Raw genomic sequence first — 13,622 nt, 5'->3', positions numbered from 1 at the left:
TCCAGCTCCTCCGRYCGGKAYCACTATAAGTTCCATTTCATTCATTCCGGAAAAGGCGTGTTCAAGGCGGATGGGAAGACCTGGTCTCTGGGCAGGGGGCAAGGCTTTTTGATTTACCCCGATTCGGTATCCCAATATACCGCCGACGAAACGGATCCGTGGGTTTGTTCGTGGCTGGCGTTCAGCGGCAGCTCTGCGGAACCCTTGCTTGCGGAAATTAATTTGACGCGAGACAATCCCATATTCTTCGCTGCAGACTACTCGTGGTTTGAGACGTTCATCCATGCATTTGATGCTCATAGCGCATATAGTCCAAGCTTGGCATTTGCCCGCCAAAGTTCGCTATACCGCTTTTTCAAAGAGCTTGCCGACCTTGCTGTTATCGCGCAGCGAAACAAGAGCGGTAGGCCGCAGGGCCAGAAAGAGCGGTATATCCGTCAAGCATTAGGGTATGTGCATATGAATTTCGGCAACCGGATTTACATATCCGACATCGCGCTTAACGTCGGCATCGATCGGATTTACCTGGCAAGCCTGTTCAAGGAAGCCTTATCCATGTCGCCACAGGACTATCTGATGAATTACCGAATGGAGAAAGCCTGCGAACTGCTTCGCGACTCCCGTTTGTCGATCGCCGACATTGCGCGCTCCGTCGGTTATGAGGATCCGCTTCTCTTTTCCAAAATGTTCAAGAAGAAAATAGGAATACCGCCCCGGAATTTTCGAACGATCAGGTCTATTCAAAATCATGCCGAATAATAGGAAGAAATAACTAGAGGCCGTTGTTGGCTATCCGCGTTCCCCTGCCGAGGGGAACGCGTTTTTTTTATTTTGCCATCGGGATGGCATATAATAGAGACAAGTCGAATTTATCGGACAACAGAGAAAGAAGGAGAGAATGGAATGGCCAAGCTGTCGGACAAGATTACCCTGAGCAATCTCGAGCTGAAGAACCGGATCGTCATGCCGCCGATGTGCCAGTACTCGGTCGATGCCGAGGACGGAACGCCGAATGAATGGCATTATGTGCATTATGTATCGCGGGCGGTCGGCGGCACCGGGCTGATCATTATGGAAATGACCAATGTGGAGCCGGACGGACGGATTACGAACCGCTGCCTCGGCCTGTGGTCGGACGAGCAGATTCCGGCCTATAAGCGCATCGTGGACGAATGCCGGCGTTACGGCGCCAAGGTCGGCGTGCAGATCGCGCATGCCGGGCGCAAGGCGACCGATGCCGCTGTGCCGGTCAGCTCATCTCCGATTCCCGTCGAGCCGGAGGGCTGGAAGACTCCCCGGGAGCTGGCGACCGAGGAGGCGGAAGCCCAGGTGGAGCTGTTCCGTCAAGCCGCCCGCCGCGCGGTGGAAGCCGGGTTCGACACGATCGAGCTGCATGGCGCCCACGGGTATCTGATCCACCAGTTCCATTCCCCGTCTCTCAACCATCGCACGGACAAGTACGGACAGGACAAGATGCTCTTCGGCTGCGAGGTGATCCGGGCGGTCAAAGAGGTGCTGCCGGAAGGCATGCCGCTCGTCATGCGGATCTCGGCCATGGAATACATCGCAGGCGGGTACGATCTGGATTACGGCGCCGAGCTGGCCCGCCGCTATCAGGAAGCCGGCGTCGAGGTCTTCGATGTCTCCTCTGGCGGCGAAGCGCCTCCGGACGGCGATCTCAAGCCGGGCAACTACCCCGCCTATCAGGCTCCGATGGCCCGCAGGATCAAGGAGGCGACGGGCCTCCCGGTCATCGCTGTCGGCATGCTCGACGAGCCCGAAGTCGCTGCTGCGGTCGTCGGAACGGCCGATGCGGATCTGGCTGCGGTCGGACGAGCGATGCTGCGCAATCCTTACTGGGCGGTCGATGCCATCCTCAAGACGGAGGGCGGCCGCACGGAGCAGGCTCCCTACAAGCGAGGTTATCCTCTGCGTTAAGTTATGAATCCTTCCGGAATCGGGAAAGCTGGTAGATAGATAAGTTGATTTCTAGACTTACCTGCATCCCAAGTTCTGGAGGGTAAATCATGAAACAAATTCTGCTTATAACGGACGGCTGCTCCAATGTCGGCCTCAGCCCCGTCGTCGCTGCCGCCCAGGCGCTGTCGGACGGCATCACGGTGAATGTGGTCGGCGTGCTCGACGGCGGCGATCTCGGCGAATACGGAGCCAAGGAAATTCAGGAGATCGCCCATGCGGGCGGCGGCATGAGCCGGATGGCGAGCACCCGCCAGCTGTCGCAGACGGTGCAGATGATGACGCGCAAAACCGTCGTGCAGACGATTCAGCAGGTCGTTCAGAAGGAACTGAAGTCGGTGCTCGGCGGCGAAGGAGCCATCGAGGAGCTGCCGCCGGAGAAGCGCAGCGAGGTCGTGCGAGTCATGGACGAGCTCGGAGAGACGAGCAAGCTGCGGGTCGCGCTGCTCATCGACGCCAGCGCCAGCATGAAGCCCAAGATGGCGGCCGTGGAGGAAGCCATCCGCGACCTGATGCTCAGCCTGCAGTCGAGGCAGGGAATCAGCGAGCTGTCCGTCTTTCATTTCCCAGGCAATGGGCATGGCGACGACGCTTCCCTGGATCTGGACTGGACCACGAACCTGAGCGGCGTGCAGTCTCTGTTCCCCAAGCTGCAGATGCGCGGCACGACGCCGACGGGCCCCGCCCTGCTGCAGGTCATCGAGCATTATCGGGGCAGGGACGACCGGCGGCGGGGCGGCGAAGAGGACGGGATGATGAGTGGATACGTCGTTTAAGCTTCATTTGGATAAAGGCATGGTCATTACCGGCAAGTGGCGCAGGCGCCGCTACCGGGTCGAGCGCATGCTCGGAGAAGGGGCCAACGGCAAGGTGTATCTGGTCGAGCGGGACCGGCGCCTGCTGGCGCTGAAGGTCGGCGCGGACACGGTCGATCTGCAGTCGGAGATCAACGTGCTGCAGGCGCTGGAAGGCCGGGCCGGGAGCCGGGCCGAGCCCTTCCTGCACGACGTCGACGATCTGAAGCTCGCAGGCGGCAAGGAATATCCATTCTATGTGATGAAATATGTGCGGGGAACGAAGCTCCCCGCCTTTCTTGCTGCCCGGGGAGCGGAATGGTTTCCGATCGCGGGCTACAACCTTCTGCAGCGGCTGGCCGAGCTGCATGAGTCGGGATGGGCGTTCGGCGATCTCAAGATGGACAATATCCTTGCGGCCGAATACGGGCATGTGGAGCTGGTCGATTACGGCGGCGTGACAGCGTTCGGCAAGAGCATCCGCCAGTTCACGGAGATTTACGACCGCGGCTATTGGAATGCGGGCACCCGCGCCTCGGATGCGGCCTACGACCTGTTCTCCTTCGGGGTGCTATGCGTCCAGCTGTTTCAGGAAAAGGCGCTCTACCGCCATACGGCCGGCACCCTCCCGCAAAACCGCTCGCCGCAGGAGCTGCTCAAGCTTGCCTCGGAAAGCCCGGAGCTGCGTCCGTTCGCAGGGTGGCTGGAGAGGGCTTTTGCCGGCGGCTTCCGGAATGCGGAGGACGCGGGCGCGGCATGGAGCGTCGTCATGCGGCGGATCGGGACGGGGGGCGGCCCCAAGAAGCGGGCGGGCGCCGTGCCGGGCTGGACGAAGGCGCTGTTCCTGCTGTCGTCCGGAGCTCTCGCCGCGGTGCTGTACTGGCTGCTGCTCGGACAAGGCTAAGGAAAGGCGTTCTTCAAGCCGAATGACTGATTAGGTTCCAAAAAGAGGCTGTGAAGGACGGCTCGAAAGGCGCTCCGGACGTTGGTCAAAGGCGGAAAGCCGCGGGGCGCGAGGATGAAGCAAGCATCGGGAGGGCTGGAGCATGGAGAGGCTGGTCGAGGAGCTGGAGCGCGGATTCAAGGAAGGGCTCTGGGAACGGGGGGCGGCGATCGTCGTCGCCGTCAGCGGCGGACCGGATTCCATGGCTTTGCTGCATGCGTTCCATGCAGCTGCCGGACGCTGGGAGCTGCGGCTTGGAGCGGCCCACGCGAATCACGGCTTCAGGCCGGAGGAGTCCAGGTCCGAGCATGAGGGAGTGCGGGCATTTGCCGAGGAGCTCGGCATCCTTTTTTATTCCGCGGAGCTGGATGTGCCGGCTTATCTGGAGAGCAGAGGCGGCAACAAGCAGGATGCGGCGCGCAAGCTGCGCTACAAGTTCCTGCATGAAGCCGCGGCAGCCCACGGGGCGTCGGCGATCGCGCTTGCCCACCATGCGGACGACCAGGCGGAAACCGTGCTGATGCGGATCATCCGGGGCACGGCGCCGTCCGGCCTTGCGGGCATTGCGCCCCGGCGCAGCGAAGGAGGAGTGGAACTTATCCGTCCTCTCCTGCGTATAGGCAAGTCGGACCTCCTGGATTACTGCCGCCGCTTCGGCGTTCCTTCCTTCACGGACAGCAGCAACGAGCATCCGGATTACTTCCGCAACGCCGTGCGGCTCGAGGCGATTCCTTCGCTGGAGCGTTTCAACGCGCGGCTCCGGCCGTCGCTGTGCAGGCTTGCCGAGGCCGCCTCGGCGGAGGCGGATTTCCTGGACCGGGAAACGGAGTCCCTCCACCGGTCTCTGGTCGCCTCCACCGCAGCCGGAATGACGATGCGGGGCGCGGATTTGGCGGGTCTCCACGTCGCTTTACAAAGGAGATTGATTAAACTAATATTAGATTATCTCGCTCTGGAAAAGGAACCCACCGGGTTTGAAGAGGTGGAGAATATACGTCTTGGCGCACTGGCGGCGGAGCCGTCCAACTGGCGCATCGACCTCTCCCGCGGACTGCGCTTTCGCCGGGAGTACGGGCAGCTCTCCTGGGAGCGGCGCCCCGCCGAGAAGGCAGCCCTGGAGGAACGCGAGGCTCCGCTGGACGGACGGCTCGTGCTTGAAGAGGCGGGCCTTCTGTTTGCATTCCGGACGCTGGAAGATCTGGACGGGCGGGCGGTCGCGCAGGCGGCGCAGGCTGGCCCGCACCGCGCCGTATTCGACCTGGACAAGCTGTCGCTTCCTCTTGCCGTGCGGCCCCGCAGGGCGGGCGACCGGATGAGCGCGATGGGACTAAACGGCACCAAAAAGGTGCAAGATATGTTCGTTGACGCCAAGGTTCCGCCTTCCCGCAGGGGCTTGCTGCCGCTTCTGTGCGACGGCGAGGGCAGAATCCTTTGGATTCCGGGCATCCGCCGCTCGGCGGATGCCGCGGCGGAGCCGGGCAGCCGGCGGCTGCTCGTCGTCGAATCGGCGCCGATTCCGGCCCGCGGCTTCGGCGGCGAAGAGAATGGAGAATAACCAGGCTTATTGGATTCATAACTATAGGATTAAGGTCATCGGGAGGAACACAACTTGCATAACGACATTCAAGAGATTCTGCACAGCGAGGAAGAGATCCAGAGGAAGGTCAAGGAGCTCGGAGAGATTCTGACCGGCGATTACGAAGGCCGCAACCCGCTTGTCATCTGCGTGCTCAAGGGTGCGTTTATTTTCATGGCGGACCTGGTTAAGGAAATACGCGTGCCTCTGGAGATGGACTTCATGGCCGTATCGAGCTATGGAGCTTCCACGAAATCCTCCGGGGTCGTCAAGATCATCAAGGATCTGGACGTATCCGTGGAAGGCCGCGACGTGCTGATCGTCGAGGACATCATCGACAGCGGGCTTACGCTCAGCTATCTGATCGACGTGCTGGAGAGGCGCAACGCCAAGTCCGTCACGGTCGTCACGCTCTTCGACAAGCCGTCGGGCCGCTCGGTCGATCTCGATGCCGACTATACCGGCTTCACGCTGCCGGATGCTTTCGTCGTCGGATACGGCCTCGACTATGCGGAATACTACCGCAATCTCCCTTACATCGGCATCCTGAAACCGGAAGTCTACACCAAATAGCCACTTTGCGATTTCCCTTGCCTGCCCTGAACCGGGGTTCTGTTGAGATGGTCAGACAGGCTATGGTAAAATATTTGAAGCGTCTTGAGAGGAGGTAGGGGATGAATCGAATCATCCGGAACACTGGATTTTACCTGCTTATTTTCCTGGTAACCGTCGGAATTGTCCAATTCATCAGCAATCAGGACGAAAACAGCACCCAGATTCGTTACGACGAGTTCCAACAGCAGCTCCAGGCTGACAACATCGACAAGCTGACGGTTCAATTCGACAGTTACACGTATCTGGTGACCGGTGAATACAAGAAAACGCCAGCGGGGTCTGAAAGCAATTCGCTCAAGTTCTTCACCTACACAAACGCGGAGGAATACACCTCCAAGCAGATTTCGGATACAGCCTTGAAGAACGGAATCCAAATCGAGTACAAGAAAATGAAAGGCCAGAGCATCTGGCTTACATTCCTGACCTCCATCATTCCGTTCGTGATCATCTTCATCCTGTTCTTCTTCCTGATCAATCAGGCACAGGGCGGCGGCGGCAAGGTCATGAACTTTGGCAAGAGCAAAGCCCGTTTGTATAACGAAGAGAAGAAGCGGGTCACGTTCGAGGATGTCGCCGGCGCCGACGAGGAGAAGCAAGAGCTCGTCGAGGTCGTCGAATTCCTCAAGGATCCGCGCAAGTTCGCCGCAGTCGGCGCCCGCATTCCGAAGGGCGTGCTGCTGGTGGGCCCTCCGGGTACCGGCAAGACGCTCCTGGCCCGCGCTGTCGCAGGCGAAGCCGGAGTTCCGTTCTTCAGCATCTCCGGCTCGGACTTCGTCGAGATGTTCGTCGGCGTAGGCGCATCCCGCGTCCGCGACCTGTTCGAGAACGCCAAGAAGAACGCGCCTTGCATCATCTTCATCGACGAGATCGACGCTGTCGGACGCCAGCGGGGCGCAGGCCTCGGGGGCGGACATGACGAGCGCGAGCAGACGCTCAACCAGTTGCTCGTCGAGATGGACGGCTTCGGCGCCAACGAAGGCATCATCATCGTAGCCGCCACCAACCGTCCGGACATTCTGGATCCCGCGCTGCTTCGTCCAGGCCGCTTCGACCGTCAGATCACGGTCGACCGCCCGGATGTAAAAGGACGCGAGGCCGTCCTCAAAGTCCACGCGCGCAACAAGCCGCTCAACAAGGACGTCAAGCTGGACATCATCGCGAAGCGGACGACGGGCTTTACCGGCGCCGATCTCGAGAACCTTCTTAATGAAGCGGCGTTGCTTGCCGCAAGACGCAACAAGAAGGATATCGGCATGACCGAGGTCGATGAAGCGATCGACCGCGTCATCGTGGGCACCGAGAAGAAAAGCCGCGTCATCAGCGACCGCGAGAAGCGCATCGTCGCTTACCACGAGGCGGGCCACACCATTATCGGCTACTTCCTGGAGAATGCCGACATGGTTCACAAGGTCACGATCATTCCTCGCGGACGCGCCGGCGGTTATGTCATCATGCTTCCCAAGGAAGACCGCATGCTCATCACCAAGCAGGAGATGCTCGACAAGATCACCGGCTTGCTGGGCGGCCGCGTAGCCGAGGAGCTGTTCATCGGAGAAATCGGAACCGGTGCCTACAGCGACTTCAAGCAAGCGACCGGAATCGTCCGCAGCATGGTCATGGAATACGGCATGAGCGACAAGCTCGGTCCGATGCAGTTCGGCAGCACGCAAGGCCAGGTATTCCTTGGACGGGATATCGGCCATGAGCAGAACTACTCCGACAAGATTGCTTACGAGATCGACCAGGAGATGCAGAACTTCATCAACGAGAGCTACAACCGCGCGAAGCAGCTGCTTACCGAGAAGAGCAAGGAAGTGCATCTGATCGCTCAGACGCTGCTTCGTCTCGAGACGCTCGACCTGGAGCAGATCCGCAACCTGATCGAGACCGGCTCCGAGAACGGCGACGGTTCCGGCAGCGGCGACGCAGGCGGCGAAGAGCCTGCCGGCGAGCCGACGATCGACACGATCGGCGGTGTCAAGGTCCGCATCCAGCCTCGCGATCCCGGTGAAGGATCGACCTCTGGCGAGAGCATTACGGACGCCAATACAGGCGGCACCGACATCGGCGGAGACGGAACCGGCAGCGGTCCGGATAAAGTCTAACTTAGGATTTGAAACCTTGCAGCCCTCATGCACAATTGTGCATGAGGGCTGTTGCTTATGTTCAGGCGGTCCGGTATAATATCCGAGGGTGAGGGAAAGGTAAGAGGGATGGAGTAATTTTCTCTGTAAGGGCCATGTAAGTTTTACAGTTAAATAGTGGTCATATTTATCCAATTTATTTCATGAAAAATGAAAAAGCTTCGGATAATTCAGATGTAAATGCTTTCACGGTGTAAGTTTTAATAACACTTTCTCATTGACTCTTATTGATTATAGGCTATAATAACTATATCCAATCAAAACGTATAGGACAGGGGAGAAATACACAGATGAAATGGACAAGCAAGCCGTTCCAAGTACTGAGTGTATCTGCGCTCGCTATGATGCTCGTTGTTTCCGGTTGCGGTTCGAAGAACAATAATAACTCCGAGAATGCGGGCGGAGCAGCGGGTTCCAACACACCTGCCAATACGGAGAATGCAGGCGGCTCCAACGCCGACTACTCCAAGTTCAAGATCGGCATGGTTACGGACGGCGGCGGCATCAACGACAAGTCCTTCAACCAATCCGCTTGGGAAGGCCTCCAGAAGCTCGAAAAAGACACCGGCATCAAAGTAAAGGCTCTTGAATCGAAGGGCGACGCCGACTTCGAGCCGAACCTGAACACGCTGATCAAAGGCGGCTACGACCTGACTTGGGGCATCGGCTTCATGATGAATAAAGCGATGACCAACGTGGCCACGCAAAACCCGGATGCGAAGCTCGCGAGCATCGACTCCGTCGTCGACGCTCCTAACGTTGAATCCGTCATGTTCGCCGAGAACGAAGGCTCCTTCCTCGTCGGCGTCGTTGCAGGCCTGACGACCAAGACGAACAAAGTCGGCTTCGTCGGCGGCGTAGAAGGCGATCTGATCGGCAAATTCGAAGCCGGCTTCACGGCTGGCGTGAAAGCTGTCAATCCGGATGCTACGGTAAAAGTCAGCTATGTGGGCGACTTCACGAAGCCTGACCTTGGCAAAGCGGCTGCAGCCACGATCTACAACGATGGCGCCGACATCATCTACCATGCTGCAGGCGGCAGCGGCAACGGCGTCTTCACCGAAGCCAAAGAGCGCGTCAGCAAAGGTCAAAAAGTATGGGTTATCGGCGTCGACAAAGACCAATCCGTCGACTTCGGCAACGACATCACGCTGACTTCCATGGTTAAACGTGTCGACCAAGCGGTAGAAATGGTTTCCAAGGATCTGGCCGACGGCAAATTCGAAGGCGGATCGACTCGTACGCTTAGCCTGAAAGACGGCGGCGTAGGCCTTCCGGAGAACAACCCTAACGTTCCTGAGGACGTAATGGCCAAAGTAAAAGAGTACGAAGCGAAAATTACGGGCGGGGAAATCACGGTACCAACCGCGCCAAGCAAGTAAGATTGCCCGAGCCCAAAGACAAGGCCAGCTTCTAGAGCCGGCCTTGTTCTTTTTGCCGTAAAAGGGAAGGAGATGCAAGGATGGAGCAAAGGCCGATCGTAGCAGAACTGAAAGGAATCACCAAGAGATTTCCCGGCATTGTCGCAAACGACAACATCAGCCTGCAGCTTAGAAAGGGAGAGATCCATGCCCTTCTAGGAGAAAACGGCGCCGGCAAGTCGACTCTCATGAATATCCTTTTCGGGCTCTATCAGCCTGACGAGGGGCATATCGAAATCAACGGCAGTCCCGTGGTTATCGACGGTGCCGGCAAGGCGATCGAGCTGCGGATCGGCATGGTCCATCAGCACTTCAAGCTGGTCAAGCCTTTTACTGTAGCGGAGAATATCATTCTGGGCAACGAGCCTACCAAAGGCGCTACGATCGATATCAAGAGCGCCAATGAACGCGTGAAGCAGATTTCCGAGCAGTACGGCCTGAAGGTGGATCCGCGCGTCAAGATCGAGGATATCACCGTCGGCATGCAGCAGCGGGTCGAAATTCTGAAGACGCTTTACCGCGGCGCGGACATCCTGATTTTCGACGAGCCGACAGCCGTTCTGACCGTTCAAGAGATCGAAGAGCTGATCGTCATTCTGCGCAATTTGGCTCGCGAAGGCAAATCGATCATTCTCATTACGCATAAGCTCAAGGAAATCATGGAGATTGCGGACACCTGCACCGTCATCCGCCGGGGCAAAGTCATCGGCAGCGTTTCCGTGAAGGAATCCAACGAGCGCCAGCTGGCGGAAATGATGGTAGGCCGTTCGGTCAGCTTCCAGGTGGACAAGCAGAAGAGCAAGCCGGGCAAGCCGGTGCTGGAAGTGAAGGATCTGGTCGTTCCGGGCGAGCACGGCAAGCCGGTCGTCGACCATGTCACCTTCGACATCCGCGCAGGCGAAGTGTTCGGCATCGCCGGCGTCGACGGCAACGGGCAGACGCAGCTCATCGAGGCGATCACCGGCATGCGCAAGGCAAGCGGCGGCTCGGTGAAGGTGCTCGGCAAGGAATTGCTGGGAACCTCCGTACGCACGGTGACGGAAGCCGGCGTATCGCATATTCCCGAGGACAGGCACAAGCACGGTCTCGTGCTCGACTTCAGCGTCAGCGAGAATATGGTGCTGAACAACTATTACAAAGAGCCTTTTACTCATAAGGGTCTATTGAACTACAAGGCAATGGACGAGAACGCCAAAAAGCTCGCAGAGCAGTTCGACGTGCGGATGTCCGGCATCCATACGGAAGCCCGCTCCTTGTCGGGCGGCAACCAGCAGAAGGCGATCATCGCCCGGGAGCTCACCCGCGATCCGGAGCTGATTATCGCCGTGCAGCCGACTCGCGGCCTTGACGTCGGCGCCATCGAATTCGTGCACAAGCAGCTCATCGAGGCCCGCAACGCGGGCAAAGCGGTGCTTCTCGTTTCCTTCGAGCTGGAGGAGCTGTACGGCCTCTCCGACCGCCTTGCGGTCATCTATGAGGGACGGTTCATGGGCCAGATGGAAGCGGACGAGAAAAACGAAGAGCAAATCGGACTCATGATGGCGGGCAACGCCATGGGAGCCGCCGCCGGCCATACAGGCTGAGACAGGAGGACAACGGATGCAGCGTCTCAATCAAATATTCACGAAACAGTCCACCTATGTTCCGATTCTGGCCATCATTCTCGGCCTGATCGTCGGCGCCATCGTCATGTGGATGGGCGGATTCAACCCTTTCGAAGCCTATAAGGCCATGCTGGTCAAAATTTTCGGGACTACCTACGACTTCGGCGAAGCTATCCGCCAGGTCACGCCGCTGATCTTCACCGGCTTGTCGGTTGCGTTCGCGTTCCGCGCTGGATTGTTCAACATCGGTGCGGAAGGCCAGTTCATCATGGGGATGACGGCCGCTACATGGGTCGGCATCAACACCGATCTGCCTTGGTTCATCCATCTTCCGCTGGCCGTTCTGGCAGGCGGCCTTGCGGGCGCGATCTGGTCGGGCCTTGCCGGCTGGCTCAAAGCGAGTCGCGGAATCAACGAAGTCATTTCGACGATCATGCTGAACTGGATCGCTTATTACTTCGCCAACTTCATGGTTCGCGTCGTCATGATCGAGAAAGGGCAGAACCGCTCCCAGGATGTGCTGCCGTCGGCATCGGCATCCATCGACTGGCTGTCCGCTCTGATGGACAATGCCCGCGTCCACTGGGGCACGGTCATCGCCCTGCTTTGCTCCGGCATTTTCTACTACATTCTTTGGAAGACCCGCCAAGGGTACGAGCTGCGCGCCAGCGGCCACAACGCGGATGCCGCTTTCTACGCGGGCATCAACGTCAAGGGCAGCATCGTCAAGGCGATGATGATCTCCGGCGCCTTCGCCGGTCTCGGCGGCGCCTTCGAGATTCTCGGCGTGTTCAAGTCCATGGCGGTCATGAACGCGCAGCCGGGCTACGGATTCGACGGAATCGCCGTGTCTCTGCTCGGCGGCAACAACCCGTTCGGCATCGTGTTCGGCGCGATTCTGTTCGGCTTCCTCAGCTACGGCTCGCAGGGCATGAACTTCGAGCTTGAGGTTCCGAACGAAATCATCCGGATCGTCATCGGCTCGGTCATCTTCTTCGTAGCCAGCCACGGCATCGTCAAATGGTTCCTCAAGCCGTTCTTCAAAAAACGGCGGGAAGAAAAGAAGGGGGCGGCGTAAATGGATCTTTTGGCTCAGCTGATCAACACCACGCTGGTCTTCTCGACCGCCCTGATTCTGGCCGCGCTCGGCGGCATCTTCTCGGAGCGCTCCGGCGTCGTCAACATCGGCCTTGAAGGCCTCATGATCGTCGGCGCGTTCAGCGCGGCCGTGTTCACGTATTTCTCCAGCGAATGGGGCTTCGGCGGCGGCTCGCCTTGGTTCGGCCTCCTCATGGCGGTCGTCTGCGGCGTCGTCTTCTCCCTGCTGCACGCGGTGGCTTCCATCACGCTAAAGGCCAACCAGGTCATTATCGGGGTCGTCATCAATATCCTTGCCCTGGGCGCGACCATCTACCTGGTCAAGAGCCTGTTCGACGGCCAGGGCCAGTCGGAGAACCTGACCGGCATCGCCTTCACCAAGTGGAACATCCCGGTCCTCTCGGATATTCCGTTCATCGGAGAAGCGCTGTTCAAGGCTTACCCGACCACGTACATCTGCTACGTGCTCGTGTTCCTGAGCTGGTTCGTCCTGTACCGGACCCGCTTCGGCCTGCGCCTGCGCGCCGTCGGCGAGCATCCCGGCGCGGCGGACACCGTCGGCATCAGCGTCACGAAGTACCGCTACATCGGCGTCATGCTGAGCGGCGCGTTCGCCGGTCTCGGCGGCGCAGCGATCTCGCTTACAACGACGTACGATTTCTCGCACACGACGATCAGCGGCCAGGGCTTCATCGCGATCGCGGCGATCATCTTCGGGCGCTGGCATCCGATCGGCGCGGCAGGGGCGGCCTTGTTCTTCGGCTTTGCCCAGGCGCTGCGCTTCCAAGCGCAGCTGTTCGAATGGTCCAAGGCCATTCCAAACGAGTTCCTGTACATGCTGCCTTACGTCCTCACGCTGCTGCTGCTCGCATTTGCGGCGGGCAAAAACCGCGCTCCGGCGGCGGCGGGTGAGCCTTACGATCCCGGCAAGCGTTAAGATCGGCTTACAGCCTCTTGCATCCATATGCAAGAGGCTTTTTTTTTTGCACCCTGCATCAGATGGGGACAACAAATCCGAAAGAAGGAAAGCCCTGCTCGACGATACATGGAATGGCGTCAAAAAAGGATGCCGGCGAAGGAAGCGGCGGAGCTCGCGGCCCCTGTTTTGAGCGAAGGGACCTTTAGGCTCCGGACAGCCGGTTCCCCTTGGAAATCGGGGCTCCGCAAGCAAAATTCCTTGGTTGACAGCCTCGGAGCAGGGGTGTAAATTAGGTGTTACTGAATCGTCACATCTTAACAACATTGTGAATCATTTCACGAGTTAAAAGGGGCATCCGGCATGGAATGTCCGGATGGTTGAGCATACTATAACGGGTCCGCGCCTGTGCTGACGCATGGAAGCGACGGACTTCGAAGGAGATGGATCGACGTGGAAGCTTTGGCTCTGGAGCGCAAGGCGGAACAGAACCGGGAACTGCGCGAGAGGCTGCTGCAGCTGAAGAAAGAACGC

At 58.8% G+C, this 13,622-nt stretch carries 11 protein-coding genes; all 11 read left to right on the top strand.

Features of this window, described 5'->3' with window-relative positions:
* Nucleotides 1–759 (top strand): AraC family transcriptional regulator (locus tag BN871_RS22725; protein ID WP_157060367.1); only part of this gene is annotated, 759 nt, incomplete at its 5' end.
* Nucleotides 760–903: 144 nt separating this feature from the next.
* A complete protein-coding gene (locus tag BN871_RS22720; protein ID WP_048749062.1) occupies nt 904–1,938 on the top strand; it encodes an NADH:flavin oxidoreductase/NADH oxidase in 1,035 nt (344 codons plus the stop codon).
* An 89-nt stretch (nt 1,939–2,027) separates the two neighbouring features.
* On the top strand, nt 2,028–2,753 hold the full coding sequence (locus BN871_RS22715; protein ID WP_048749060.1) for a vWA domain-containing protein: 726 nt from the start codon (nt 2,028–2,030) through the stop codon (nt 2,751–2,753).
* On the top strand, nt 2,737–3,675 hold the full coding sequence (locus tag BN871_RS22710; RefSeq protein ID WP_021880453.1) for a protein kinase domain-containing protein: 939 nt from the start codon (nt 2,737–2,739) through the stop codon (nt 3,673–3,675). Before BN871_RS22715 ends, BN871_RS22710 begins: the two co-directional genes overlap by 17 nt.
* A 142-nt stretch (nt 3,676–3,817) precedes the next feature.
* Nucleotides 3,818–5,269 carry a tRNA lysidine(34) synthetase TilS gene (gene tilS / locus BN871_RS22705; protein WP_083436600.1) on the top strand — a complete coding sequence of 484 codons (1,452 nt, stop codon included), beginning with the start codon at nt 3,818–3,820 and terminating at the stop codon, nt 5,267–5,269.
* 54 nt (nt 5,270–5,323) lie between these two features.
* Nucleotides 5,324–5,863 carry a hypoxanthine phosphoribosyltransferase gene (hpt, locus tag BN871_RS22700; RefSeq protein WP_021878939.1) on the top strand — a complete coding sequence of 180 codons (540 nt, stop codon included), beginning with the start codon at nt 5,324–5,326 and terminating at the stop codon, nt 5,861–5,863.
* A gap of 101 nt (nt 5,864–5,964) precedes the next feature.
* Nucleotides 5,965–8,010 (top strand): ATP-dependent zinc metalloprotease FtsH, encoded by a 2,046-nt coding sequence (gene ftsH / locus BN871_RS22695; protein ID WP_083436599.1) that lies wholly within the window; start codon nt 5,965–5,967, stop codon nt 8,008–8,010.
* A gap of 329 nt (nt 8,011–8,339) precedes the next feature.
* Entirely contained in the window at nt 8,340–9,431 is a 1,092-nt protein-coding gene (locus BN871_RS22690; RefSeq protein ID WP_048749058.1) for a BMP family protein, read from the top strand.
* Between the two features lie 80 nt (nt 9,432–9,511).
* The gene (locus BN871_RS22685) at nt 9,512–11,053 is read left to right on the top strand and encodes an ABC transporter ATP-binding protein (protein ID WP_048749057.1); all 1,542 of its coding nucleotides are present in this window, start codon (nt 9,512–9,514) and stop codon (nt 11,051–11,053) included.
* A 16-nt stretch (nt 11,054–11,069) separates the two neighbouring features.
* Nucleotides 11,070–12,152 carry an ABC transporter permease gene (locus tag BN871_RS22680; protein ID WP_048749056.1) on the top strand — a complete coding sequence of 361 codons (1,083 nt, stop codon included), beginning with the start codon at nt 11,070–11,072 and terminating at the stop codon, nt 12,150–12,152.
* Nucleotides 12,153–13,109 carry an ABC transporter permease gene (locus BN871_RS22675; RefSeq protein ID WP_021878943.1) on the top strand — a complete coding sequence of 319 codons (957 nt, stop codon included), beginning with the start codon at nt 12,153–12,155 and terminating at the stop codon, nt 13,107–13,109.
* The last annotated feature ends 513 nt before the right edge of the window (nt 13,110–13,622 follow it).

It is taken from the genome of Paenibacillus sp. P22, from assembly GCF_000469945.2.
GTDB classification, from domain to species: domain Bacteria; phylum Bacillota; class Bacilli; order Paenibacillales; family Paenibacillaceae; genus Paenibacillus_O; species Paenibacillus_O humicus.
This window is presented reverse-complemented; position numbering and strand designations above follow the sequence as displayed.